This window comes from Serratia sp. GW822-FHT06D09 (genome assembly GCF_058799515.1).
This window is the reverse complement of the sequence record NZ_JBXALO010000011.1, coordinates 1-21,856: the sequence shown is the minus strand read 5'-3', so window position 1 is coordinate 21,856 and position 21,856 is coordinate 1. Positions and strand designations below refer to the sequence as shown.

The 21,856-nt window shown below is 54.9% G+C and carries 20 protein-coding genes; 10 read left to right on the top strand and 10 right to left on the bottom strand.

All coding sequences use genetic code 11. The annotated features are described in order from the left end of the window. The first annotated feature begins 80 nt into the window (after positions 1 to 80). Positions 81 to 506, top strand: a complete 426-nt coding sequence (locus AC1RKG_RS21255) for a GNAT family N-acetyltransferase (RefSeq protein ID WP_493183706.1) — start codon at positions 81 to 83, stop codon at positions 504 to 506. A 91-nt stretch (positions 507 to 597) separates the two neighbouring features. Here AC1RKG_RS21255 and AC1RKG_RS21250 read toward each other — a convergent pair whose 3' ends face one another. From AC1RKG_RS21250 to yncE, 5 genes are all read right to left on the bottom strand, one after another. Next, entirely contained in the window at positions 598 to 915 is a 318-nt protein-coding gene (locus AC1RKG_RS21250; protein ID WP_122079980.1) for a chorismate mutase, read from the bottom strand. A gap of 11 nt (positions 916 to 926) precedes the next feature. Next, on the bottom strand, positions 927 to 1,367 hold the full coding sequence (locus AC1RKG_RS21245; RefSeq protein ID WP_142814707.1) for a GNAT family N-acetyltransferase: 441 nt from the start codon (positions 1,365 to 1,367) through the stop codon (positions 927 to 929). Positions 1,368 to 1,376: 9 nt separating this feature from the next. After that, on the bottom strand, positions 1,377 to 1,856 hold the full coding sequence (locus AC1RKG_RS21240; protein WP_493183679.1) for a tetratricopeptide repeat protein: 480 nt from the start codon (positions 1,854 to 1,856) through the stop codon (positions 1,377 to 1,379). A gap of 133 nt (positions 1,857 to 1,989) precedes the next feature. Further along, on the bottom strand, positions 1,990 to 4,161 hold the full coding sequence (locus tag AC1RKG_RS21235) for a TonB-dependent siderophore receptor (RefSeq protein WP_493183678.1): 2,172 nt from the start codon (positions 4,159 to 4,161) through the stop codon (positions 1,990 to 1,992). A 9-nt stretch (positions 4,162 to 4,170) separates the two neighbouring features. After that, positions 4,171 to 5,241, bottom strand: a complete 1,071-nt coding sequence (gene yncE / locus AC1RKG_RS21230) for a 7-bladed beta-propeller protein YncE (RefSeq protein ID WP_115058311.1) — start codon at positions 5,239 to 5,241, stop codon at positions 4,171 to 4,173. Between the two features lie 393 nt (positions 5,242 to 5,634). On the opposite strand from yncE, the gene AC1RKG_RS21225 reads away from it, so the two are divergent. Beyond that, the gene (locus AC1RKG_RS21225; RefSeq protein ID WP_048762771.1) at positions 5,635 to 7,674 is read left to right on the top strand and encodes a TonB-dependent receptor domain-containing protein; all 2,040 of its coding nucleotides are present in this window, start codon (positions 5,635 to 5,637) and stop codon (positions 7,672 to 7,674) included. A 238-nt stretch (positions 7,675 to 7,912) separates the two neighbouring features. Next, positions 7,913 to 7,972, top strand: a complete 60-nt coding sequence (gene ypfM, locus AC1RKG_RS21220) for a protein YpfM (protein WP_100396732.1) — start codon at positions 7,913 to 7,915, stop codon at positions 7,970 to 7,972. A gap of 260 nt (positions 7,973 to 8,232) precedes the next feature. Here the strand turns inward: ypfM and acrD are convergent, their stop codons facing one another. Further along, on the bottom strand, positions 8,233 to 11,346 hold the full coding sequence (gene acrD / locus AC1RKG_RS21215) for a multidrug efflux RND transporter permease AcrD (protein WP_046372965.1): 3,114 nt from the start codon (positions 11,344 to 11,346) through the stop codon (positions 8,233 to 8,235). A 280-nt stretch (positions 11,347 to 11,626) separates the two neighbouring features. On the opposite strand from acrD, the gene AC1RKG_RS21210 reads away from it, so the two are divergent. After that, positions 11,627 to 11,905 (top strand): winged helix-turn-helix domain-containing protein, encoded by a 279-nt coding sequence (locus AC1RKG_RS21210; protein ID WP_020828036.1) that lies wholly within the window; start codon positions 11,627 to 11,629, stop codon positions 11,903 to 11,905. Between the two features lie 26 nt (positions 11,906 to 11,931). Here the strand turns inward: AC1RKG_RS21210 and narL are convergent, their stop codons facing one another. Continuing rightward, positions 11,932 to 12,564, bottom strand: a complete 633-nt coding sequence (narL, locus tag AC1RKG_RS21205) for a two-component system response regulator NarL (protein WP_020828035.1) — start codon at positions 12,562 to 12,564, stop codon at positions 11,932 to 11,934. Positions 12,565 to 12,725: 161 nt separating this feature from the next. Then, complete coding sequence (gene narQ, locus AC1RKG_RS21200; protein ID WP_046372966.1) at positions 12,726 to 14,408, bottom strand: nitrate/nitrite two-component system sensor histidine kinase NarQ; 1,683 nt, start codon at positions 14,406 to 14,408, stop codon at positions 12,726 to 12,728. Positions 14,409 to 14,809: 401 nt separating this feature from the next. On the opposite strand from narQ, the gene napF reads away from it, so the two are divergent. From napF to nudK, 6 genes are all read left to right on the top strand, one after another. Next, entirely contained in the window at positions 14,810 to 15,310 is a 501-nt protein-coding gene (napF, locus tag AC1RKG_RS21195; RefSeq protein ID WP_020828033.1) for a ferredoxin-type protein NapF, read from the top strand. Further along, positions 15,300 to 15,566 (top strand): chaperone NapD, encoded by a 267-nt coding sequence (napD, locus tag AC1RKG_RS21190; RefSeq protein ID WP_020828032.1) that lies wholly within the window; start codon positions 15,300 to 15,302, stop codon positions 15,564 to 15,566. The genes napF and napD overlap by 11 nt, the downstream gene beginning before the upstream one ends. Continuing rightward, positions 15,563 to 18,049 (top strand): nitrate reductase catalytic subunit NapA, encoded by a 2,487-nt coding sequence (gene napA / locus AC1RKG_RS21185; RefSeq protein WP_020828031.1) that lies wholly within the window; start codon positions 15,563 to 15,565, stop codon positions 18,047 to 18,049. The genes napD and napA overlap by 4 nt, the downstream gene beginning before the upstream one ends. Before the next feature lie 54 nt (positions 18,050 to 18,103). Next, complete coding sequence (napB, locus tag AC1RKG_RS21180; RefSeq protein ID WP_128865038.1) at positions 18,104 to 18,553, top strand: nitrate reductase cytochrome c-type subunit; 450 nt, start codon at positions 18,104 to 18,106, stop codon at positions 18,551 to 18,553. Positions 18,554 to 18,564: 11 nt separating this feature from the next. Continuing rightward, a complete protein-coding gene (napC, locus tag AC1RKG_RS21175) occupies positions 18,565 to 19,182 on the top strand; it encodes a cytochrome c-type protein NapC (RefSeq protein WP_020828029.1) in 618 nt (205 codons plus the stop codon). 131 nt (positions 19,183 to 19,313) lie between these two features. Then, positions 19,314 to 19,889 (top strand): GDP-mannose pyrophosphatase NudK, encoded by a 576-nt coding sequence (gene nudK / locus AC1RKG_RS21170; RefSeq protein WP_493183677.1) that lies wholly within the window; start codon positions 19,314 to 19,316, stop codon positions 19,887 to 19,889. A gap of 48 nt (positions 19,890 to 19,937) precedes the next feature. Here the strand turns inward: nudK and AC1RKG_RS21165 are convergent, their stop codons facing one another. Both AC1RKG_RS21165 and AC1RKG_RS21160 read right to left on the bottom strand, forming a co-directional pair. After that, on the bottom strand, positions 19,938 to 20,360 hold the full coding sequence (locus tag AC1RKG_RS21165) for a helix-turn-helix domain-containing protein (protein ID WP_122079973.1): 423 nt from the start codon (positions 20,358 to 20,360) through the stop codon (positions 19,938 to 19,940). A gap of 114 nt (positions 20,361 to 20,474) precedes the next feature. Further along, positions 20,475 to 21,023 carry an urease accessory protein UreE gene (locus AC1RKG_RS21160; RefSeq protein WP_122079972.1) on the bottom strand — a complete coding sequence of 183 codons (549 nt, stop codon included), beginning with the start codon at positions 21,021 to 21,023 and terminating at the stop codon, positions 20,475 to 20,477. Positions 21,024 to 21,856: the final 833 nt, after the last annotated feature.

Genomic DNA, 21,856 nt, shown 5'->3' with positions numbered 1-21,856 from the left:
AAAACGGCGCGCATTTATTGCGGCGGATTTTGCTAATCTTAGTGCGCTATTCAGTCACCCTACATAAGAAGAAGGTGAGCATGGAAAAATACCTGATTGAAGTTGCCGAAAATGCGACGGAAGAAATAGCAGCCCTGATTGAAGCCGGGCTGAATCAATATAACGACGAGGTAACCGGCACCAACGATCGTCGCCCGTTGGCGGTGGTGGTGCGAGATCCGGCCAGCGGTGAAGTGTTGGGCGGCATCAGCGGACGTTCATCGTTGGGCATGCTGTTTGTGGATCTGTTTCATTTGCCAAAATCGCTGCGCGGATCGGGGTTGGGCAGCGAACTGCTGCGCCGTTTCGAGCTGGAAGGGCGGCGCAGAGGCTGCGTTTCCGCCGTGCTGTACACCATCAGCTTTCAGGCGCCGAAGTTTTATGAATTGAACGGCTGGACGCGCTTTGGTGAGGTGCCCTGCCTGCCGGCGGGCACCAGCCGCGTTTTCATGATGAAGACGCTGTAGCTTAGCGGACCGTTACTCGTTTTTGACCTGTCGCAACTTATAACCCAGGTTCTTTTTCACCATCGGCCATTCGTGGTCGATGATGGAGATTCTATTCACTTTGGGTCTTGGACCAATGCTTCATCTCTTCGCTGATAAAGTAATTGACCAAATCGCGATACATTTTTTCTATAACTTCCGGGCTCAAACCTTGCTCTTCGGCCCAGGCCCGTCTTTGCAATAACATGGTTTCAAAACGTGCTTTGGCCCGCACCGCATCTGGGCTGGTTTTGAATTTTGCCGCCGCCCTTACATAGGCGAAACGTTGCGCGATCAGCGTGATAATATTTTCATCCAGCAGGTCTATTTCTGCGCGGATCTCATCCATGTCTGCACAATCTTGTGCGGCTCGCTTGTTTTCTATGATCAAAGGGACATTCCTTAAAGAGGGTTGCGCAGGTAACCATTCTGCTCCAGGCGTTCCAAAGCGGCGCTGTCCGCATAGACCATGCCGGTGGTCAGCTCGCGGAAGCGGTATTTTTTATAGAATGCCAGCTTGTCGGGAACCGAGTAGATAAACACTTTGCCGAGCGGCGCCAAATCCTGCATCACCCGATCCATCAGCTGTCGACCCAGTCCCAGCCCCTGAAAGTCCGGATGGATTGCCACGTCGGCCAGATAGGCTACCGAGGTCATGTCGCTGATGGCGTGGGCGGTGGCCATCAATCGGCCGTCGCGATAGCCCCAGTAGCAAAATTGGCTGTGTTGGTAAACGCGCTGCAGCACCTGTGGGTCACGCTGGCCCAGCCCTGCAGCTTCCAACAGCGCGGCCAATTGCGACCAGTCGACGCCATAGCGATTTGGATCGGTGACAATTTCCATGTTTTCCTCCTAGCCGATACGGTCCAGATCGGCAGCGTATTGGCGAATGGCGTGCTGATAACTGCTGATGTCGCTGTGTGAGGAGGTTTCCGCTAACAGCACCAACAAATCGGCCACCGCCTGTTTGGTTTCACCCAGGTTGTACAGCGTCATGGCGCGAAACAGGGTGATCTCTTTGGCCTCGGGAAATTCGGCCAACCCCTGGTCGAAGGTGGCCAGCGATTGCTGATACAGTCCAAGCGCCCGATAGGTGCTGCCCAAGCCAAGCCAGGCTTCCTGTCGCTGCGGAGCCGGTAAATTGCGCGCCAGCGCGGCCTGGTAGCAGGGAATTGCCTGTTGCTCGAATCCTTGCACGTCGTACAGACAGGCTAATTGGTAGTGCAGCACCGCGTCTTCCGGTTGTTGCAGCAACTGCTGCTGCGCCAGTTCGGTGGCGTCTTGATAACGGCCCAGCTCTTTCAGTTGTTCGATGGTCAGCGTAGGGGACATGACATGGCCTCAGAGAAATGGGGGTTTTTTATACCTTTGGCACGCTACTACGGAAGAATTCATCATACAAGGGATATAGCGGTTAGAAATAAATCGGCCCCGTTATCCGGGGCCGTTTAATACTGTAGGGCGATCAGAACTCGTGCTTCAGCGTCACCATAACGTTACGTGGCTCGCCATAGTTGCGGGTGCTGTAGAAATTCACCTGCGAGTAGTATTTCTCGTCGAATACGTTGTTCAGGTTCAACTGCACCGAGGTTTGCGGCGTCAGCTTGTAACGCGCCATCGCATCGACCAGCACGTAGGACCCTTGCTCGGCTTTGCGCTCGACAAATTCACCGTTGCTGGCGCCCTGGACGTTGGCATAAACATTACTCTGCCAGCGTGCGCCACCGCCCAGCGTCAGATCGCGCAGCGCACCCGTCAACTGATAGGTGGTGAACAGAGTGATGCGGGTGCGGGGCTGCTCGGTGTTGAGATCAACCTTATCCTTGTCCTTCAAGGAGAAATGGGTAATGCCCAACTGGGCATTCCAGCCCTGCGCCAGTTCACCGCTCAGCTCGAACTCCACCCCTTTGCTGGTTGCACCCTGACTCTCATGATAGGTCTGTTGCAGCGCGTTGATGTTTTCCGGATTTTCATCCAGTACGCCCAGATTATCCTGAGTAATGCGGAACGCCGACAGCGAAACGTTGAGACGCTCATCCAGCAGCGCGGCCTTGATGCCCACCTCTTTGTTGACCCCTTCGATCGGCGCCAGATAGTGGCCGCTGCTGTCGAGATAGTTCTGGTCCTTGAAGATGTCGGTGTAGCTGGCATAGGCAGAGACCTGATCGGTCAGCTTATACACCGCCCCCAGGAACGGAGTCACTTTGTTCGCCGTGGTGGTGGTGGTGTTTTTAAAGCTGTTGAAGCGGGCACCGAGCACCAGATCCAGTTGATCCGTCACCGAGAAGTCGGCGCTGCTGTAAATCCCGATTTGCCGCGTACGGAAATCCTGCTGCGGCATTTTGTCTGACCACGCAGGTTCACCCAGGCCGCCGTTCCAGTCCTTCAGGCTGCCGCTAAACAGCTGTGTGGTGCTGGCACTGCGATAGGTGCTGTAGCTGTGTTGCCAGGCGGAGGAGCTGCCCACCACAAACTTGTGGGTGCGGCCCAGCAGTGGAAAGTCCCCGTTCAGCTTCAGGTCTACCGCGTGCTGATCCCGATAGCCTTCATAGCGTCCGGCGTAAGGGGTTGAAGGCTTCACCGCCCAGGTGTCCGGGTCGATCAGGCCGCCGAGGCTCATCGCCATTTTGGCATCGAAGGCCTGACGGTTGTGGGTGTAGTTGGCTACGCCTTTCCAGTCGTTAGCGAACTGGTGTTCCAGCGTGGCGAACTGGGTGCTGAGGGTGGTGTCCCAGCTTGACCAGTCAGAAGCCCCGCTGTAGTGGCGATCCCAGTTGATCTCGCTGCCGTCGCTGAACCAGCCGGTCGGCAGCGCGCCGCCCCAGGTGGAAGCTTTTGGCCGGTTTTGCTGATAGTCAGCCCCCAGACGCAGCAGGGTGGCGCTGGTCAGGTCAGCTTCCAACGTCCCGTAGACCGTCCCTTTGCGTTCTTGATGGCGATCCATGAAAGAGTGGCTGCGTTCACCGGAGGCAGCGACGCGCACCCTGACGGTACCTTCATCATTGAGCGGGGTACCGGCATCGATCGTGGTGCGATAGTGATCCCAGGAACCGGCCGAAAGCTCGGTACGGGCAAAAGGAGAAAGGCTGGAGGCTTTTTTCCTGACCAGATTGATCGCAGCGCCCGGGTTTCCGACGCCGTTCAACAATCCTGCTGCACCCCTGACGATCTCCACGTGATCGAGCGTGATCGAGTCAATTTCGGATTCCCCGCCGGAATAGCCCGAGTCAAAGAAAGTAGGGATACCATCGTATTGATAGCTGTCCACGCTGAAACCACGGTAGTTGAACGAAGAACGTTCACTATCGTAATTGCTTTCACTGACGCCGGTAGACCAGCGCAGAATTTCCTTCAGCGAGTTGGCGTTGAGATCGTCAATCAATTGGCGCGAGATCACCGAAACCGACTGTGGCGTATCCTTAATGCTCAACGGCAACCCGGTTGCCGTGGTCATCTGTTTGGTGGTGTAGGAGCCGGTATTCTCGGTGCTGCCGTCATCGCTGAAGGGGGACGCGACCACCTCCAGGGTTTCTTCTTTTTGGCTGTGGGCGGTCTGCTCGGAGCCTGCCGCCTGCGCCATCATCACCGGGACGCACAACAGTGCGCCGCCGGAGAGGCGAATCATAAAGCTAGCCATGGAGATGCCTCACAATCCGCCAAGATCAATCTTGATCAGGTAATCCTGTTTTTTCTCCATCTCTTCCTTGGACTGCTTGATGCTGGCGAACAGCTGCTGGCCGTCGGAAGAAAGCGCCAGGCTGTTAGGCAATGCATGGGTAGTGATGCTGTTTTTCACCTGATAGCTGTTGCTGTCGACGATGCTGATGCGTTTGGCTTCACGGTGAGTGATATAGATCTCGCTGCGCAGCGGGTTAAATAGCACCGCCAGAGAATTGATTACGTCAATCTGGTGCAGGATTTTCCCGCTGTTGACGTCCACGACCAGTACGTTTGGCAGATCCGGATCGGTGATAAACGCACGACCGGTTTTGCTGTCCAGAGCGATATTGAGGAAGAAGTGTTTCTTGGTCGGTTCGACCACCACGCGTTTGAGGATCTTATGGCTGGTGGCGTCCAGCGTAATCAGTTCGCCACGGCCGTTAACGCAATAGATATGGCCGCGTTCGCTGTCCAGCGCAATGCCGGTCGGGTATTCACCCATGTTGCCCAGCGTGGCAATTTTTTCCCGCTTGGCGGTATCAATGACCCACAGCACGCCTTTTTGCGCCGTGCCGGAAACATAAAGGCGCTGATTTTTCTTATCGAGCAGCAGTTCGCGCGTCGGGACAAACTGATCGTCTTTCACGCTTTCATTGAGTTGAATAGTCGCGAGTTCTTTACCTGTCTGGGTATCGATCACCGTGACTGAGCCGTCGACGGTGTTGCCGATGTACAACAGATGGCGCTGCTCATCCAATGCGGTGGCGAAGGCCCGTCGCTTAGTGACGATATTGGCGTCGGTGGCCAGTGTGGCGGGGTTGACTCTAAAGACGATACCGCCGTTTTTTTCTTTGGCGAAGGAAGGCGTAGAGGCGGCAAACAGGGTGTTGCTGGTGCCATCAAAAGCCAGTTCATACAGGCCGTGCCCGACCGGTTTGGTTTGAAATTGACTCTCGGGAAGGTCTGCGGCCAGCGTTGAACAAGACAACAGCAGCACGGCAGACGCCAGGGCGCTGAGGGAGAAACCTTTGCCTGAAGTGGACAGGTGCATCTTCATATACATTCCTTTACATCAGTTTACGATTCGCAGATGCTAATGATATTGATTATTAATATCAATATCATTTAATTAATCATATGAAGATATGGTTGTTTGGCATTGAAATATAATGATTTATTAAATATCCCTTATAAAATCATGTTATTGAATGGCGATGTTTCCGGTATGTTTAAACTACGTAATGATTTTCATTTCGTTTTAATGTCTGAAAATATCCGCTATATTCGCCCGGCGACTGTTAAGAAGTGTAAATAAAAAATCATAACGACAGGTCGTTATGGCGACGCTGGTGGTGGCATTGATGCGTACTGCGTTTTATTGCGTCAGCCGTTTTGGGAAGGCTTTGTGGGCGACAACACCCACCGGAAACAGGCTTTATTAGGAAAGGAAATGATCAATCAACCCTCCATGGGAAAGGGCTCCCGCATCGCCACGGCCATAGCGCTGGCTTTGATGTGCGCACCCCAGGTTTACGCACAGGAAGGCGGGACAGAAAAAGACAAGGATGCCTTGCAAGAGGATCAGGTCGTGGTGACCGCCTCCGGGTTCAAGCAGAACAAAAAATATGCCCCCGCCAGTATCTCCGTCATCGATAAAAAGACCTTCGAAAAGCAGAACAGCCGGGATGTCGCCGAAGCGGTGCAGGATGTCTCCGGGGTGTTCGTCAGCAACGGGGCCGGGAGCGAAGTGACCGGCGATGTGATGATCCGCGGCATGGACTCGAGTTACACCTCGTTCATGGTCAACAGCATCAAACAAAATACCGGCGAGTCGCGCCCGTATGGTCAGAATATCGGTACCGAAGCCGGTTTTTTACCGCCGCTGGCGGCCATCGACCGCATTGAAGTGATCCGTGGCCCTATGTCATCGTTATACGGTTCCGACTCCATTGGCGGCGTGGTCAACGTGATCACCAAAAAGCCGTTTGGCGTACGGGAGTGGATTGGCTCGATTGCCGGCAACAGCTTCCTGCAACAGCATCAGGACTTCGGTAACACCCAACAAGCCAATCTGTTTTTGATGGGGCCCTTGGTGCCCGATGTACTGGGCCTCAGCCTGTCGGCGGACTACCTCGATCGCCGTGAAGATGAAAAACCGAACGCCTTCAGCAAAAACAACAAGAAGTCGCTCGACATGACGCTCGGCTTTGCCGCCAATGAAACCAACCTGTTCGATCTGAACCTGGCCAAAGGGGAGAAAAAACGCAGCCGTTCTGCCAAAGGCGGCGGTACGCCGTGGGGCTGGGACTTCGATCGCGATGCTCTGAGCCTGACTCATTCGGGGTGGTACGCGGATGACAGTGTCGCCACCACCAGTTATTTCCAGTACGAGAAAGGCGAATCGGTATATCGCTCCGTCAGCCTGGCCCCGCAGCATATCCAGACTGAAAATTATGTGCTGAATAGCCAGGCTAAACTGAGTTTGGGGGAACATAACCTGACCGTCGGTGCCAATTACAGCCGCGAAACGCTCAATGACGATTTCTACGCCGACAGTAAAAAAGCGCCGGGGATCGATCCGGTAACCAAAATTTCGCGTGATGGGTGGGCACTGTTTGCCGAAGGGCAGTGGAATATCGATGACTTTTCGCTGACAACCTCGGCGCGTATGGACAGGGACAACTACTTCGGCACCCACATCAGCCCGAAACTCTACGGCAACTGGATTTTAGACGAAGCCTGGGCGCTGAAGGGCGGTATCTCTTCCGGCTATAAAAAACCTTCGCTGCGGGAAAACTCGGATCAATTCATTACGCCGCGTGGCAGCAACCCGCCTTATCCCTATCTGTCGGTGGGCAACAGCGAGCTGAAGCCGGAAACCAGCGTGAATACCGAGCTGGGCCTGTACTGGAACAACAACCGTGATTTATCCCTCGACGCCACGGTGTTTTATACCGACTTCAAGGACAAAATCGCAGAAGTTAACATCTGCGAGGCGAGTGAGAATCACCCTTGCGTGGTTAACGGCTATAACGCCGATTCCATTGATAAATATTTCAATATCGGCAAGGCCAATGTCTACGGTGTGGAGCTCAATGCCGATTGGCAGGCGACCGACAGTTTGAACCTCAGCGCAAACTATACGTTTAACAAGAGTGAACAGAAAAACGGCATCAACAAGGGTTATGCGCTGAATGACTTCCCGAAACACATGGCCAACTTATCCGCCAAATGGGCCGCAGCTTCGGCATTGGACGTTTGGTCCAAGGTCAATTATCGCAGCCGCAACGAGGATACCGGTAATCATACCCGCTATAGCGCTTATGCCTTGTTGGATGCCGGCGTGATTTATCGCCTGGATAAGCACACTCAGGTGATGGCCGGCGTGTATAACATCTTGGATACGGCCCCTAAACGCACCACCAATTGGGGCGCTTATCCGCAGCTTGAAGGCCGTCACTACAACCTTGGCCTGCGCGTTGATTTCTAAATCTCGCTGAGTTAAAGCTCCGGCCGCCAGCCAATGGCGGTCGGTTTAGATCTTTTATCTATCTCATTTGCTGGATTGATATCGGAAGGGAATAGCCGCAGTTCTTGCTCGATAAGATAAGTACGAAAATGTGCACTATCCCCTGTTTTCGCGGGTGGCATCGTTCCCGAGGTGCTTCACTTGCTCAAAAAACAGGCGTAGAATTCGCTTCGTCTATTAATTGAGGTTGTGAATTATTATGGTTGATCGTGAGTTGGGAAACTGGAAAGACTTCATCGATGAGATGTTAGGTAACTGACACTGCGGTAAAGTTGATAGCAAGGTTGGTTTATTGGTTGGTCATTGAAACACCTTGGGATCGAGCCTCGGGTTCGAAATAAAGCAGCATCGGTTACCCGACGCTGCTTTTTTATGTCCGTTATTCCCCTGCGTCTTCCGTTGTGGTGGCTAAATACCCGTCATACTTAAAGCTGCATCTTTGTTGGCTTTCCTCACTCACCCCCTAGTGTAAGCTCCTGGGGATTCGCTGCGTTGCCGCCTCGATGCAACTCCAATTATTTAGGGTATAGGTTGCTTGCCTGGGAAACGTCGGCGTACCAGCACGAAGAATAATGGCACGAAGAAGATCGCCAGCAGGGTAGCGGAAATCATGCCGCCCATCACCCCGGTGCCCACCGCATGTTGGCTGCCGGAGCCGGCGCCGCTGCTGATGGTCATCGGCAGTACGCCGAAGATAAAGGCCAGCGAGGTCATCAAAATCGGCCGCAGGCGCATGCGCGAGGCTTCCAGCGTGGCCGACATCAGATCCTGCCCTTTTTGATTCAGCTCGTTGGCGAATTCGACGATCAGAATGGCGTTTTTCGCCGACAGCCCGATAATGGTCAGCATCCCCACCTGGAAGTAAACGTCATTCTCCAACCCACGCAGCCAGGTGGCGGCAACGGCACCAATCAGGCCGAGCGGCACCACCAGCATCACCGAGAACGGAATCGACCAGCTTTCATAAAGCGCTGCCAGGCACAGGAACACCACCAGCAGTGAAATGGCGTACAGCGCCGGCGCTTGCGAACCGGAAAGGCGTTCCTGGTAGGACATGGCGGTCCATTCCAGACCGAAGCCGGTCGGTAACTGGCTGACGATTTTCTCCATTTCCGCCATCGCGGTACCGCTACTGACGCCCTCAGCCGCTTCGCCGACAATCTCCAGCGCCGAGTTGCCGTTATAGCGTTCCAGACGCGGTGAGCCGTATTCCCAATGCGAGGTGGCGAAGGCGGTGAACGGCACCATGCCGCCTGCGCTGTTACGCACGTACCATTTGTCGATGTCGCCGGGCAGCATGCGGAACGGTGCGGCAGCCTGCACATACACCTTCTTCACCCGGCCGCGATCGACAAAGTCGTTGACGTAGGTGGAACCCCAGGCGGTCGACAGCGTGTTGTTGATGTCATCGATGGAGACGCCCAGCGCCTGCGCCTTGCGTTGGTCGATATCGATTTGCAACTGCGGGCTGTCATCCAGGCCATTGTGACGCACCCGTGAAAGCAGGGGATTGGCCGCAGCCAGTTGCAGCAGCTGATCGCGTGCCGCCATCAGTTTGTCGTGCCCCTGGCCTGCGTGATCTTCCAGTTCCATATCGAAACCGGATGAGTTGCCCAGGCCGGTGATGGCCGGCGGGCTGCTGGCTATCACCCGAGCCTCGTTAATCTTATTAAACTCATGAGTCGCGCGATCGATGATATCGAAAGAGCTGTTGGCACCTGAGGTGCGCAACTCCCAGTCTTTCAAACGAATAAACATACGCGCCACGTTCTGTCCGTTACCGCCCGGCCCGGCACCGATGGTGGAGAACACCGACAGCACATCTTCTTTTTCTTTGGTCAGGAAGTAATTTTCCACCTTTTCCACGACCTTGGTGGTTTGCTGCAGGGTCGATCCTGGCGGCAGCTGCACCTGAACGGTGAATACGCCACGGTCCTCCTGAGGCAGGAAAGAGGTCGGCAGCTTGATGAACAGCAGCGCCATCCCGCCGAGCAGCAACACGTAAATCAGCATATAACGCAGGCTGGAATGGAGCACCCGCGCCACACCACGCTCGTAGCGGTCGGCGTTGCGGTTGAACATGCGGTTGAACCAGCCGAAGAAGCCGCGCTTGCCGTGATGGTGGCCTTTGGCAATGGGTTTGAGCAGGGTGGCGCACAGGGCAGGGGTCAGGATCATCGCCACCAGCACCGACAGCACCATGGCGGAAACGATGGTGATGGAGAACTGGCGGTAAATGGCGCCGGTAGTGCCGCCGAAGAACGCCATCGGGATAAATACCGCCGACAGCACCATGGCGATACCGACCAACGCACTCTGGATTTGCCCCATGGATTTGCGCGTAGCTTCCCGTGGCGGCAAGCCTTCTTCGCTCATCACGCGTTCGACGTTTTCCACCACCACGATGGCGTCATCCACCAGCAGCCCGATGGCCAGCACCATGGCGAACATGGTCAGGGTGTTGATACTGAATCCGCAGGCGGAAAGGATGGCAAAGGTGCCCATCAGCACCACCGGCACGGCGATGGTGGGGATCAGCGTGGCGCGGAAATTCTGCAGGAACAGGTACATCACTAGGAACACCAATACAATGGCTTCCAGCAGGGTTTTCACCACGTCTTTGATTGAGGCCTTAACGAACGGGGTGGTTTCATAGGCGACTTTCGCCTCCAGCCCGTGCGGGAAATACTGCGACAGTTCGGCAATCTTGTCTTTCACCAACTGATCGGTTTGCAGCTCGTTGGCCCCGGACGCCAGCTTGATGTTCATGCCGGCGGCCTGCATACCGTTATAGCGGCTGAGGTAGTCGTAGTTTTCGCCACCCAGTTCAATGGTGGAAACATCGCCCAGCGTCACCAGTGAGCCGTCCTGATTGACCCGCAGGGTGATTTGCTTGAATTGTTCCGGCGTTTGCAACTGCGATTGTGCGTTAATGGTGGCGTTGAGCGCTTGCTTATCGACCGACGGCGTACCACCAAGCTGGCCGACCGCCACCTGCGCATTCTGCGATTGGATCGCGCTGACCACGTCCTGGGTGGTGAGCTGGTAGCTGTTGAGCTTGTTGGGATCGAGCCAGATGCGCATGGCGTATTGCGAGCCGTAGACGTCCATGCTGCCCACGCCGTTGATACGGCTGAGCGGATCCTGCAGGTTGGAAACGATGTAATCGGCAATGTCCTGCTTGTCCATGCTGCCGTCGGTGGAGACGAAGGCTACCATCATCAGCGTGGTATCGCCGGATTTCGACACCGTCACGCCCTGGGTCTGCACCGCCTGCGGCAGCCGTTTGATGGCCGCCTGCAGCTGGTTTTGCACCTGCTGCATCGCCTCGTTAGGATCGGTGCCGGCCTCAAAGGTCAGCGTGACCGTAGCCCGGCCGGTATTGGTGCTCTGTGACGACATATACATCATGTTGTCCAGGCCGGTCATGTTCTGTTCGATAATTTGGGTGACGGTGTTTTCCAGCGTTTGCGCCGAGGCGCCAGGGTAGTTGGCGCTGATGCGAACGTTTGGCGGCGCGAGGTTAGGGTACTGTTCCACCGGTAATGAAAAAATCGCCAAGGCGCCGGTCAGGCAAAGAATAATTGCCAGAACCCAGGCGAAAATCGGGCGATCAATAAAAAAATTGGCCATGCAGCGCGAACCTCGTTGTGACTTGTTCTATCTTTAAGACGCATCAGAATTGCGTTTATCAGCGGCTGGGAAGGATTCCGGCGCTTATGCACTTTACTCGGGAAGTGGGAGTAAAGCGTGGAGAAAAAAAGGAGATAATGTAAATAACGGTAGGATAAACGCGCAATATTGCCATCATTGCCGTTAAAAACGTCATTAAGACAATTTTATTGCAATCAAGGACCTGACCGCTGGGGTTCCCGCGACGTCATCAGGACTCACCTTAAAGCAGGAGCAAGGCATGGAAATTAACCCGGTATTTGCCCGTCGTCTTTATCTGTGCTGGTTAATCAGCCACAGCGAACGGCCAAACGTCCCGCGGCTGATGGAATTGACCGGCTGGCCGCGTCGCACCCTGCAAGACGTGTTGAAAGCCTTGCCGGGCTTGGGAGTGGCATTGCAGTTTGTTCAGCAGGGCGTGCGCAATAACGACGGTTTTTACCAGTTGGAAAGCTGGGGGCCGATCAACAAGAGCTGGGTTCACCAGCATCATCAGGCGCTGCTTGCCGCCATCGAATAAACCCTCCCCGGCGCGCCGGGGAAGCCTTATTGACTCCGGTGTTCCAGATACATCACCGTCGCGGCCACCCGTGAACGCACGTCCAGTTTGCGCAGCATGTTACGGATATGCACCTTCACCGTCTCTTCAGAAATATGCAGTTGCGCCGCCACCTGTTTATTGGACAGGCCACGCGCCACTTCCTGCAAGACGTCCAGCTCGCGTTCGGTCAGCTCGGCAAAGGGATTATGTTGTTCACTGCGGGATAACAGGTAGTCCGCCACCGCGTCGCTGATCACGTTTTGTCCTTCCGCCGCTGAGCGAATATGCTCCAGCAGCTGTTCAGGTTCGCTGTCTTTCAGCAGGTAGCCGTCGGCTCCCGCGTCAATCAGCGCATAAACGTCGTTGCGCGAGTCTGATACCGTCAGCACGATGATCCGCGCATCGACGCCTTCATTGCGCAGCGCTTTCAGCGTGTCCAGGCCGGACAAACCTTTCATATTCAGATCGAGCAGGATCACGTCCGGAGCCTGCTGCAGCGCGAAAGTAATGGCTTCGTTGCCGTTGCTGGCTTCGGCGACCACGTTGAACAGCGGATCCAGCCCCAACAGCTGCTTGATGCCTCGGCGCATCAGCGGGTGGTCGTCGACGATCATCACTCGGTAATTCTTCATCACCATGAAATATGCTCCCTGTAGCGAGTAAAGCCACTCAAACGCGCTGTCCAGCACGCTTCACAGTGGGACTGACTCTTATAAAATAGTGGCAATTGGCGCCACAAACATCCTGAAATGACCGTCGGACATCGTTAAACCGTAACGAAGGGTGAACGGCCGTGGTTTTATGGCGGAAATGTCAGGCGGACCTCCGTGCCGTCTGGCTCACCCCGCTGGATGCGCAGCGTTCCCCCCAGCCGCGCGGCGCGTTCGCTCATGATGGTCAGCCCGTAGTGACCTTCAGGTTCATTCAGGCTGGCAATACCGCAGCCATCGTCAGCGATGCTGATCCTGTTGTCACCCTCGGCCGTGACCTCACAGCGAATCACGATCTCCCGTGCATCGGCATGTTTGATGGCGTTGAGCACCGCTTCACGCACAATTTGCAGCGCATGTACCTGCTGCTGAGCGTTAAGCGCCTGGGAAGAAAGCCGACAGTGTAACTGAATCCGTGCTGCGGTAAGAACCTTTAATGGCGCCAACAATTGGTTCAATGCGGTGTTCAAGTCGGCTTCCTGAATGTTCAGGCGGAAGGTGGTCAATAGCTCGCGCAGCTGGCGATAAGCATCGGCCAGAGCCCGATCAAAATCGGCGATAATCTCTTGTGCGTCGGGGGTGCTGTCCGCCAACGTGCGCTTGAGCAAAGTGAGCTGAATACGTAAAAACGACAGGGCCTGCGCCAGAGAGTCGTGCAGTTCCCGGGCGATGGTGGCGCGCTCTTCCATCAACAGGAATTGCATGTGCTGTTTCTGCGCCCGGTTAAAATAAACCCCGCGGCTGAGCATGTTGGCCACGCTCTGCATCAGGTGCGGATGCGGCGGGTGTTCCTGATATTGCCAGCTCAGTTCCCCCAGCGGTTTGTCGCCCTGGATGATGGTCAGCGATTGCCAGTCCAGCGTCGATGAAGGGAGACCGCTGTGCAACTGCCATTCGCTGAGGCTGTCCGCCACTTTTAAGCGGATGCAGTGCAAATCTTCACTTTGACGCACGATATGCAGGATTTTCTCAAAAGCCTGCTGATCTATCTGCCGCACGCTCAGCGCCTGCGAGCAGTTGTACAGCACCTCCAGCGTCTTGTTCGCCTGCTGCAGGCGCTGGGTTTTCACCTGCACTTTCTGTTCCAGCGACTGGTAAAGTTTGGCCAGATCGCCGGACATGGCGGTAAAGGCCTGCGACAGCACGCCCAGCTCGTTCGGCAGTGCGGTATCCAACGGGAGATGGTTAAAATCGCGCTGTTGCACACGCTGGCTGGCGTCCACCAGATGCTTGAGCGGCGCCACTACCTGACGGCGCATAAAACGGATGCAAAACAGCACCAGACCGATGATGGCGATATAGCCCACGACGCTAATGGTGGCCACGATGGTCAGTTTCAACTCGGAATAACGCTGCAGCGCTAACACGAAATGGTCAATCTGGTTAACATAGCCGGCGATATTGGCCTGATAATCGGCCGACTGACCGGCCTGGATTTGCTGTGCCAGCGGTTGCCAGGCGTGCTGCAGCGACAGGTATTTTTCCCGCACGTCCGCAGGCACATAAAAACGATCGAGCTTTTGCAATGCCGGGGCCTGCAGAGACTGCTGATACTGCAGCAGGTGTTGTTCCAGCTCCGGGGCGGAGCGGGTGAGATCATAGGCCAGCCGGTAGCTCTGCATGCGCAGTGAACCGGCGATGTTGACCGCTTCGGCATCGCGCAGGCTGTCCGCGACGGTGGTCAGCGCCAACCCGGTAGAGAGCACGGACAGAATCACAATGCAAAACAGCGCCTTGGCCAGGCTGCTGGTCACTGAACGTTTAACAAGCAATCCTTCATCCTTCTCTTGCAGGCAATGGGCATTGCCGGGTTTCATTCGAAAGCAAAATTATAACTTTTGCAACTAAAATGCGCGGCATTGTGCGCCAGGTCGTTCGTCGCAGCGGTAAGCACCTACGTTATATAATCAACTAGATAGCGTTTGACGGCAGATCGGGGACGAAAACCCCGCGACCCCCATTAATAGATTGATCTGGCGCAAACTACCCCCGTATTTACCCCTTTAGGGGGATTATATACCCCCCGCGCTCCTCTTATCTTACCCCCGTCTTTCTCAGGGGTTTATGCCTGTCAGCATGATGAAACCCACTGGGCACAGCAGCAACAATAACAATACAAAAACAGGTTCTATTTACACGCGATGCCGTGTTTGCAATGTCAAGGATAACCAGCATGACCATATTGTCGCGACGCAAACTGCTCGGAGGACAATGGCGTCAGCCAACCGCTGCGATCCGTCCCCCGTGGTCGCGGCAAGGATCCCTTTTTATTACCGATTGCACCCGCTGTCAGGCCTGCGTTCGCGCCTGTGAAACCGGGGTGCTCATCAGCGGCAGCGGCGGTTTTCCCGAAATTGATTTCCAACGCGCGGAATGCACGTTTTGCGGGCGTTGTGCGCAGGCCTGCGCGGAACCCGTGTTTCGTCCACTGACGGAAACCCCCTGGCGACAACACGCGGTATTCGGTACTGCCTGCCTGGCACAGCGGGGCGTGGAGTGCCGCAGCTGCCAGGACAGCTGCGAGCCCCAGGCGATCCGCTTTCGGCCCCGCTTGGGCGAAATGGCGCAGCCGGTATTGGATGCGGCAGCCTGCAACGGCTGCGGCGCCTGTGTCGCCGGTTGCCCGACCGGCGCCGTCACCTTAACCCAGAGCGAAAATAATAATGATGAATAGCGAATGGCATGTCAGCGGTCTGGTCGTGCAGGCGAGACCGGAAAGCTTTCCCCAACTCGTCACGGCCTTGCTGGCGATCGCTGACACGGAAATTCCGGCGCAGGATCAGCAGAACGGCAAGCTGGTGGTAGTGATGCAAGCGGCATGCTCTCAAGGGCTGCTGGAAAAAATTGAGTCGGTGCGCAATCTGGACGGCGTGCTGGCGGTATCGCTGGTTTATCACCAGCAGGACACTCAAGGTGAGGTAACGCCATGAAACTCAGTCGTCGAGACTTCATGAAAGCTAATGCCGCGGTAGCCGCTGCGGCCGCCGCCGGACTGACTATTCCCACAGTGGCACAGGCGGTGGCGGGCAGTGCTGACGCTATCAAATGGGACAAAGCGCCATGCCGTTTCTGCGGCACCGGCTGCGGGGTGCTGGTCGGCACTCAGAATGGCCGTATCGTTGCCTCGCAGGGCGATCCGGACGCGGCGGTCAACCGTGGGTTGAGCTGCATCAAAGGCTATTTCCTGCCAAAAATCATGTACGGCAAAGACCGTCTGACTCAGCCGCTGCTGCGCATGAAAGACGGCCAGTACCATAAGGAAGGCGAATTTACCCCGGTCAGTTGGCAGCAGGCTTTCGACGTCATGGCCGACAAGTTCAAGCAGGCTTTGAAAGAGAAAGGCCCAGAGGCGGTCGGTATGTTCGGCTCCGGCCAGTGGACGGTGTGGGAAGGCTACGCTGCCGCCAAGTTGCTCAAGGCCGGGCTGCGTTCCAATAACCTGGATCCTAACGCACGTCACTGCATGGCGTCGGCGGTGGTGGGCTTTATGCGTACTTTCGGCATGGACGAGCCTATGGGCTGCTATGACGATATCGAGCAGGCCGACGCCTTCGTGCTGTGGGGCTCCAACATGGCGGAGATGCACCCGATCCTGTGGTCGCGCATTACCGACCGTCGCCTGAGCAACCAGCACGTCAACGTCTCGGTGTTGTCCACCTTTGAGCACCGCAGCTTCGAACTGGCGGACAACGGCATGGTGTTCACGCCGCAGACCGATTTGGCGATCATGAACTACATCGCCAACTACATCATTCAAAACAACGCGGTAGATCAGGACTTCCTGAATCGGCACGTCAACTTCCGCCGCGGTGCGACAGATATCGGCTACGGCTTGCGCCCGACGCATCCGCTGGAGAAAAAAGCGAAAAACCCGGGTTCAGATGCCTCCGAGCCGATGAGTTTCGAAGAGTACAAAGCCTTCGTGGCGGAATACACGCTGGAAAAAACGGCCCAAATGAGCGGCGTACCGGAAGACCAATTGGAAGCGCTGGCGAAGCTGTATGCCGACCCGAACATCAAGGTGGTGTCGTACTGGACCATGGGCTTCAACCAGCATACGCGCGGCGTGTGGGCCAATAACCTGTGCTACAACCTGCATTTGCTGACCGGCAAGATCTCCAAGCCCGGCTGCGGGCCGTTCTCCCTGACCGGCCAGCCTTCTGCGTGCGGCACCGCACGTGAGGTCGGGACTTTCTCTCACCGTCTGCCGGCTGACATGGTGGTCACCAATGAGAAACACCGCCAAATCGCCGAACAGAAATGGCTACTGCCGGCCGGCACCATCCCGGCGAAAGTCGGTTTGCATGCGGTGGCGCAAGACCGTGCGCTGAAAGACGGCAAGCTGAACGCCTACTGGGTGATGTGTAACAACAACATGCAGGCCGGGCCGAACATCAATGAAGAAAGGATGCCGGGCTGGCGCGATCCGCGCAACTTTGTGGTGGTGTCCGATCCCTATCCGACCGTCAGCGCATTAGCCGCCGATCTGATCCTGCCGACTGCCATGTGGGTGGAGAAAGAGGGCGCCTATGGCAATGCGGAGCGTCGTACTCAGTTCTGGCGTCAGCAGGTGAAAGCGCCGGGCGAGGCAAAATCCGATCTGTGGCAACTGGTGGAGTTCTCCAAACGCTTCAAGGTTGAGGAAGTGTGGCCGGCCGATCTGCTGGCGCAAAAGCCGGAATATCGCGGCAAAACGTTGTACGACGTGCTGTTCGCCAACGGCCAGGTCAATAAGTACCCGCTGTCGGAAATCCCGGCGGACCAGCTCAACGATGAAGCGCGGGAAGTCGGCTTCTATCTGCAGAAAGGGTTGTTTGAGGAGTATGCCGGTTTCGGGCGTGGCCACGGTCACGATTTGGCGCCGTTCGACAGTTACCACCAGGCACGCGGTCTGCGTTGGCCGGTGGTGGACGGCAAAGAAACGCTGTGGCGCTACCGCGAAGGAACGGATCCGTATGTGAAGGCGGGCGAAGCGGTGCGTTTCTACGGTAAACCCGACGGCAAGGCGGTGATCTTTGCGCTGCCGTTTGAACCGGCGGCGGAAAGCCCGGACGGCGAATACGATCTTTGGCTTTCCACCGGTCGGGTGCTGGAGCATTGGCACACCGGCACCATGACCCGACGGGTACCGGAGCTGCATCGCGCCTTCCCGCAGGCGGTGTTGTTTATCCATCCGCTGGATGCCAAAAGCCGTGGCCTGCGTCGTGGTGACAAGGTCAAGGTGCTGTCGCGCCGCGGTGAGGTGATCAGTTCTGTCGAAACTCGTGGCCGTAACCGCCCGCCAAGAGGGCTGGTGTACATGCCGTTCTTCGATGCGGCGCAGTTGGTGAACAACCTGACGCTGGACGCCACCGATCCGCTTTCTAAAGAAGTCGACTTCAAGAAATGCGCCGTGAAGTTGCAGAAGGTGTGAGGCTGACGAATTGCGAATGAAGACCCCATTTTATTACCCGGGAGCCAAATAAAAATGAAAAGCCCTGTTATGAAAAAGACGCTTGCCCTGTGGGTGACCTTATTGTCGCTGGCGTTCGCCGGCCTGGCGTTTGCCGCGGGTGATGTTGATCTCAGCAAGTCTCCGGAAGTGTCCGCCTCGGTCGGCGGGCCGATTTCGATGCCGAAACAGCAGGAACGGATGGCGCTGAACTATGTCAATCAGCCGCCGATGATCCCGCACAGCGTTGACGGTTACCAGATCAGCAAGAACACCAACCGTTGCCTGCAGTGCCACGGGGTGGAGCATTACCGCACCACCGGCGCACCGCGCATCAGCCCGACGCACTTTATGGACCGGAACGGCAAGGTGCTGAGCGATGTCGCGCCACGTCGCTACTTCTGCCTGCAGTGCCACGTACCGCAAACCGACGCGGCGCCGATTGTCGGCAATGATTTCCAGCCCATGCCGGGCTTTGGGCGCTAAGCGGGGGAGCTATGAGCGAACGCAAACACACCACGACTGAGAAAAAGCCCGGCCTGCTGTTACGTTTATGGCGCTGGTGGCGCAGGCCAAGCCGCCTGGCGTTGGGCACGCTGTTGCTGCTGGGCTTTGGCGCCGGGATCATCTTCTGGGGCGGCTTCAATACCGGCATGGAGGCGGCGAATACCGAGCAGTTCTGTATCGGCTGCCATGAAATGCGTGAAAACGTCTACGAGGAGTACATGGGCACGGTTCATTACAACAACCGCAGCGGCGTGCGTGCGACCTGCCCGGATTGCCATGTGCCTCATGAATGGGCGCCGAAAATGCTGCGCAAGATAAAGGCCAGCAAGGAGCTGTACGCCAAGGCGTTCGGCCTGATCGACACGCCGCAGAAGTTTGACCAGCATCGGCTGGCGATGGCGAGCAACGAATGGGCGCGAATGAAGGCCAACGATTCTCAGGAGTGCCGTAACTGCCACAACTTCGAGTATATGGACTTCACCGCACAGAAAACCGTGGCGGCGAAGATGCACGACAAGGCGGTAACGGAAGGCAAGACCTGCATCGATTGCCACAAGGGGATTGCGCACAAGCTGCCGGACATGCGCGACGTTCCTAACGGGTTCTAAATCTTTTGCGGTCAAATGCCCCGTAGCGCTCCATGAGCCGCGGGGCTTTTTTGTTGCAAATCCATTGCCCCTTCGGCGCTTAATCGCGGTATCATTTTTGCGTTTCAGCTAACGGAAAAGAAGAAGGGTTCATGTCGGCGAAAATTGAGAATGTGAAGAAAGAGCTGCTTTCGGATAACTGGTATGTGCTGCACAAATATACTTTTGATCTCAAGCGTAAGGATGGCGGCTCCGTTCAGCAGATGCGCGAAGTCTACGATCGTGGCAATGGCGCCACCATTTTGTTGTACAACCGTGCCAAAGGGACCGTGGTGCTGACCAATCAGTTCCGCATGCCGACCTATGTGAATGGCAACGACAGCGGCATGCTGTTAGAGGCCTGTGCCGGCTTGTTGGATGCCGATTCTCCAGAGCAATGCGCACGTCGCGAAGCGGTAGAAGAAACCGGTTTTCAGGTCGGTGACGTGCAGAAGATTTTCGAAGCCTATATGTCGCCAGGCGGCGTAACCGAGATCGTCCATTTCTTTATTGCCGAGTACCATGACGACGAGCGCAATGCGGCCGGCGGCGGTATCGAAGACGAAGATATTGAGGTAGTAGAACTGCCCTTTACCGAAGCGGTGGCGATGATTGCCGACGGCCGTATTAAAGACGGCAAAACCATCATGCTGCTGCAGTACCTGCAAATTCATCGGATTATGGACTGATGCCGATGGGTCATCTCGCCGGTGAACGGCGAGATGACCCCACGTTCGCTAACTATGCTTGTGGGCGTTAGGTGGGCCCGTCGGAATTTTTTGTGGCATCGTCGGCATGTATAAGGAATGGCAGAGCCGCTTATTGTTTAATTGCTTGCTTCTCCTCAGCTCGCCTGGCGTGGTCTTTAGCTGTTTTTTGAATATTCGGGTAAAAACCTGCTGAGAGTCAAAGCCATAGTCTAGTGCGATATCCATGATTTTTCTGTCGGTGAACCTCAGGGCGATCGCCGCCTCGGTGACTCGTCGCATTCTGATATATTGGGCAATGGTCAGTCCGGCATGCAATTTGAAAAGCCGCTGAATATGGAATCTGCTGTAGCCGGATTTCTTGGCAATGGTCTCTATATCCAGCTCTGCGCCCAAATTGCTTTCTATCCATTTAAGCATGTCATTAATAAAAATCTGCATATTAATTGCCATGGAAAACTCCTTTTATCACATCGGCTTTTTGGGGTGTTCATACTCTGTTGCTTGGGTGAATGGCCTCTGATTTATAAAAAGAATGCTGACAGCGAGCGGGGTAGGTTACTGGTGTCATGCATGGCTAGAGGGAAAGATACCGTCGAACAGCAGATCGATTTCATTGGGGGTTAACAAGGACGATATATCGGCGCCGTTGACATACCAATAGGACAGCGAGTGGAAACTGTTTTCTTTGAACAGGGCGTCCAACGTGCTGGTCGCGATGGTGATCGGGACGTAAACCAGGTTGTTCTTTATCATGGCGTGCAGCTTATGCTGCCCCAAAATCAAACCCAGTTTGAACGTATAGTGAATAATGGCGTCTGCATTGATGCAGAGCAGGCGCTGCAGGTTAATTACCATAATGTCATGCGAGATAACCTTCACGATAACGGCGTTTTTCGTCTCTTCATCCCAGATTAAAATGTCGCCATCCGCCAGTGAGCTGTTGGGCGGCATAAACACGGCCAGCCTCAGCCCATCATGGGTGGATTGTTGATGACATTCCTTTTCCAACTGCGCAGCGTCCAAAATAAGGTAGTCTGGTGAGGTTCCGCTGATCTTGTCTTGCCACTCTTTGTGCTGATTTATGTTTCCAAGTGTTTCGCTGATAATAATCATGACGCCTCCCTCATGTTGGATGTAAATATCCCTATTTCATTTGTTGGGTGATTCTAAATGCGGAGGGAAACATTTTTTGTCTTATGATTTTTTATTTTATTCCTTTGTGGTTTTAAAATAGGAATGAAAATTACACGCTATAATCGTATCGTTCAATCTATTAATTTTTATTTTTTGATCGGTCAAATCTATCGGTGCTATCGATCGAAAAATAACTATTAATAGTTACAATCTATTGAATTATGATGTGTTTATTTTTAAGTTATTGTTTTTTTTCTGTATTTTAACTTTATTGCTTGAGTGTGTGCGAATTATCCTAAGTAATACAGACTCATTGGTTATATGAGATGTTTACCAATATTCCGTTTTGCAATAAAAATAATGGCACTAAAAATCAATAAATATCTCAGGAATTGATTTCTTAATAAAACTATCGCGGGGGTTATTTTGTTTTAATTATGCCATTGTGATGGGGTGGGCGCCGTTTAAAATAAAGTAAGGGTATAAGCTACCCGATTATGATTAACTCAATCGAGGGGGAGGGGGATATAGAATTTAAAGCGCGTATCTGCCCAAATGAAAAAGCCCGGCAAGATGCCGGGCTCAGATTGATAACAAAGTCCTTTGCAGTTAAAAATTCCGATCTTGGGACGAATAAAAACAAGGGATTATGTCTTCAGATTTACCCCAAACAGCCGAAAACCACGTTTTTCGGCTGTTTGTCATTAGACTAAGCCCGGCAAGATGCCGGGCCTGGGGTAATGCGACGCGAGATGCCTTATTTCAGCAGTGCCTGCGCCTTGGCCACCACGTTATCCACGGTGAAGCCGAAC

Coding starts and splice junctions, on each gene's coding strand:
- AC1RKG_RS21255 (WP_493183706.1), top strand. CDS start 81: ATGGAAAAATACCTGATTGAAGTTGCCGAAAATGCGACGGAAGAAATA.
- AC1RKG_RS21245 (WP_142814707.1), bottom strand. CDS start 1,367: ATGGAAATTGTCACCGATCCAAATCGCTATGGCGTCGACTGGTCGCAA.
- AC1RKG_RS21240 (WP_493183679.1), bottom strand. CDS start 1,856: ATGTCCCCTACGCTGACCATCGAACAACTGAAAGAGCTGGGCCGTTAT.
- AC1RKG_RS21235 (WP_493183678.1), bottom strand. CDS start 4,161: ATGGCTAGCTTTATGATTCGCCTCTCCGGCGGCGCACTGTTGTGCGTC.
- yncE (WP_115058311.1), bottom strand. CDS start 5,241: ATGAAGATGCACCTGTCCACTTCAGGCAAAGGTTTCTCCCTCAGCGCC.
- AC1RKG_RS21225 (WP_048762771.1), top strand. CDS start 5,635: ATGATCAATCAACCCTCCATGGGAAAGGGCTCCCGCATCGCCACGGCC.
- acrD (WP_046372965.1), bottom strand. CDS start 11,346: ATGGCCAATTTTTTTATTGATCGCCCGATTTTCGCCTGGGTTCTGGCA.
- AC1RKG_RS21210 (WP_020828036.1), top strand. CDS start 11,627: ATGGAAATTAACCCGGTATTTGCCCGTCGTCTTTATCTGTGCTGGTTA.
- narL (WP_020828035.1), bottom strand. CDS start 12,564: ATGGTGATGAAGAATTACCGAGTGATGATCGTCGACGACCACCCGCTG.
- napF (WP_020828033.1), top strand. CDS start 14,810: ATGACCATATTGTCGCGACGCAAACTGCTCGGAGGACAATGGCGTCAG.
- napD (WP_020828032.1), top strand. CDS start 15,300: ATGATGAATAGCGAATGGCATGTCAGCGGTCTGGTCGTGCAGGCGAGA.
- napA (WP_020828031.1), top strand. CDS start 15,563: ATGAAACTCAGTCGTCGAGACTTCATGAAAGCTAATGCCGCGGTAGCC.
- napB (WP_128865038.1), top strand. CDS start 18,104: ATGAAAAGCCCTGTTATGAAAAAGACGCTTGCCCTGTGGGTGACCTTA.
- napC (WP_020828029.1), top strand. CDS start 18,565: ATGAGCGAACGCAAACACACCACGACTGAGAAAAAGCCCGGCCTGCTG.
- nudK (WP_493183677.1), top strand. CDS start 19,314: ATGTCGGCGAAAATTGAGAATGTGAAGAAAGAGCTGCTTTCGGATAAC.
- AC1RKG_RS21165 (WP_122079973.1), bottom strand. CDS start 20,360: ATGGCAATTAATATGCAGATTTTTATTAATGACATGCTTAAATGGATA.
- AC1RKG_RS21160 (WP_122079972.1), bottom strand. CDS start 21,023: ATGATTATTATCAGCGAAACACTTGGAAACATAAATCAGCACAAAGAG.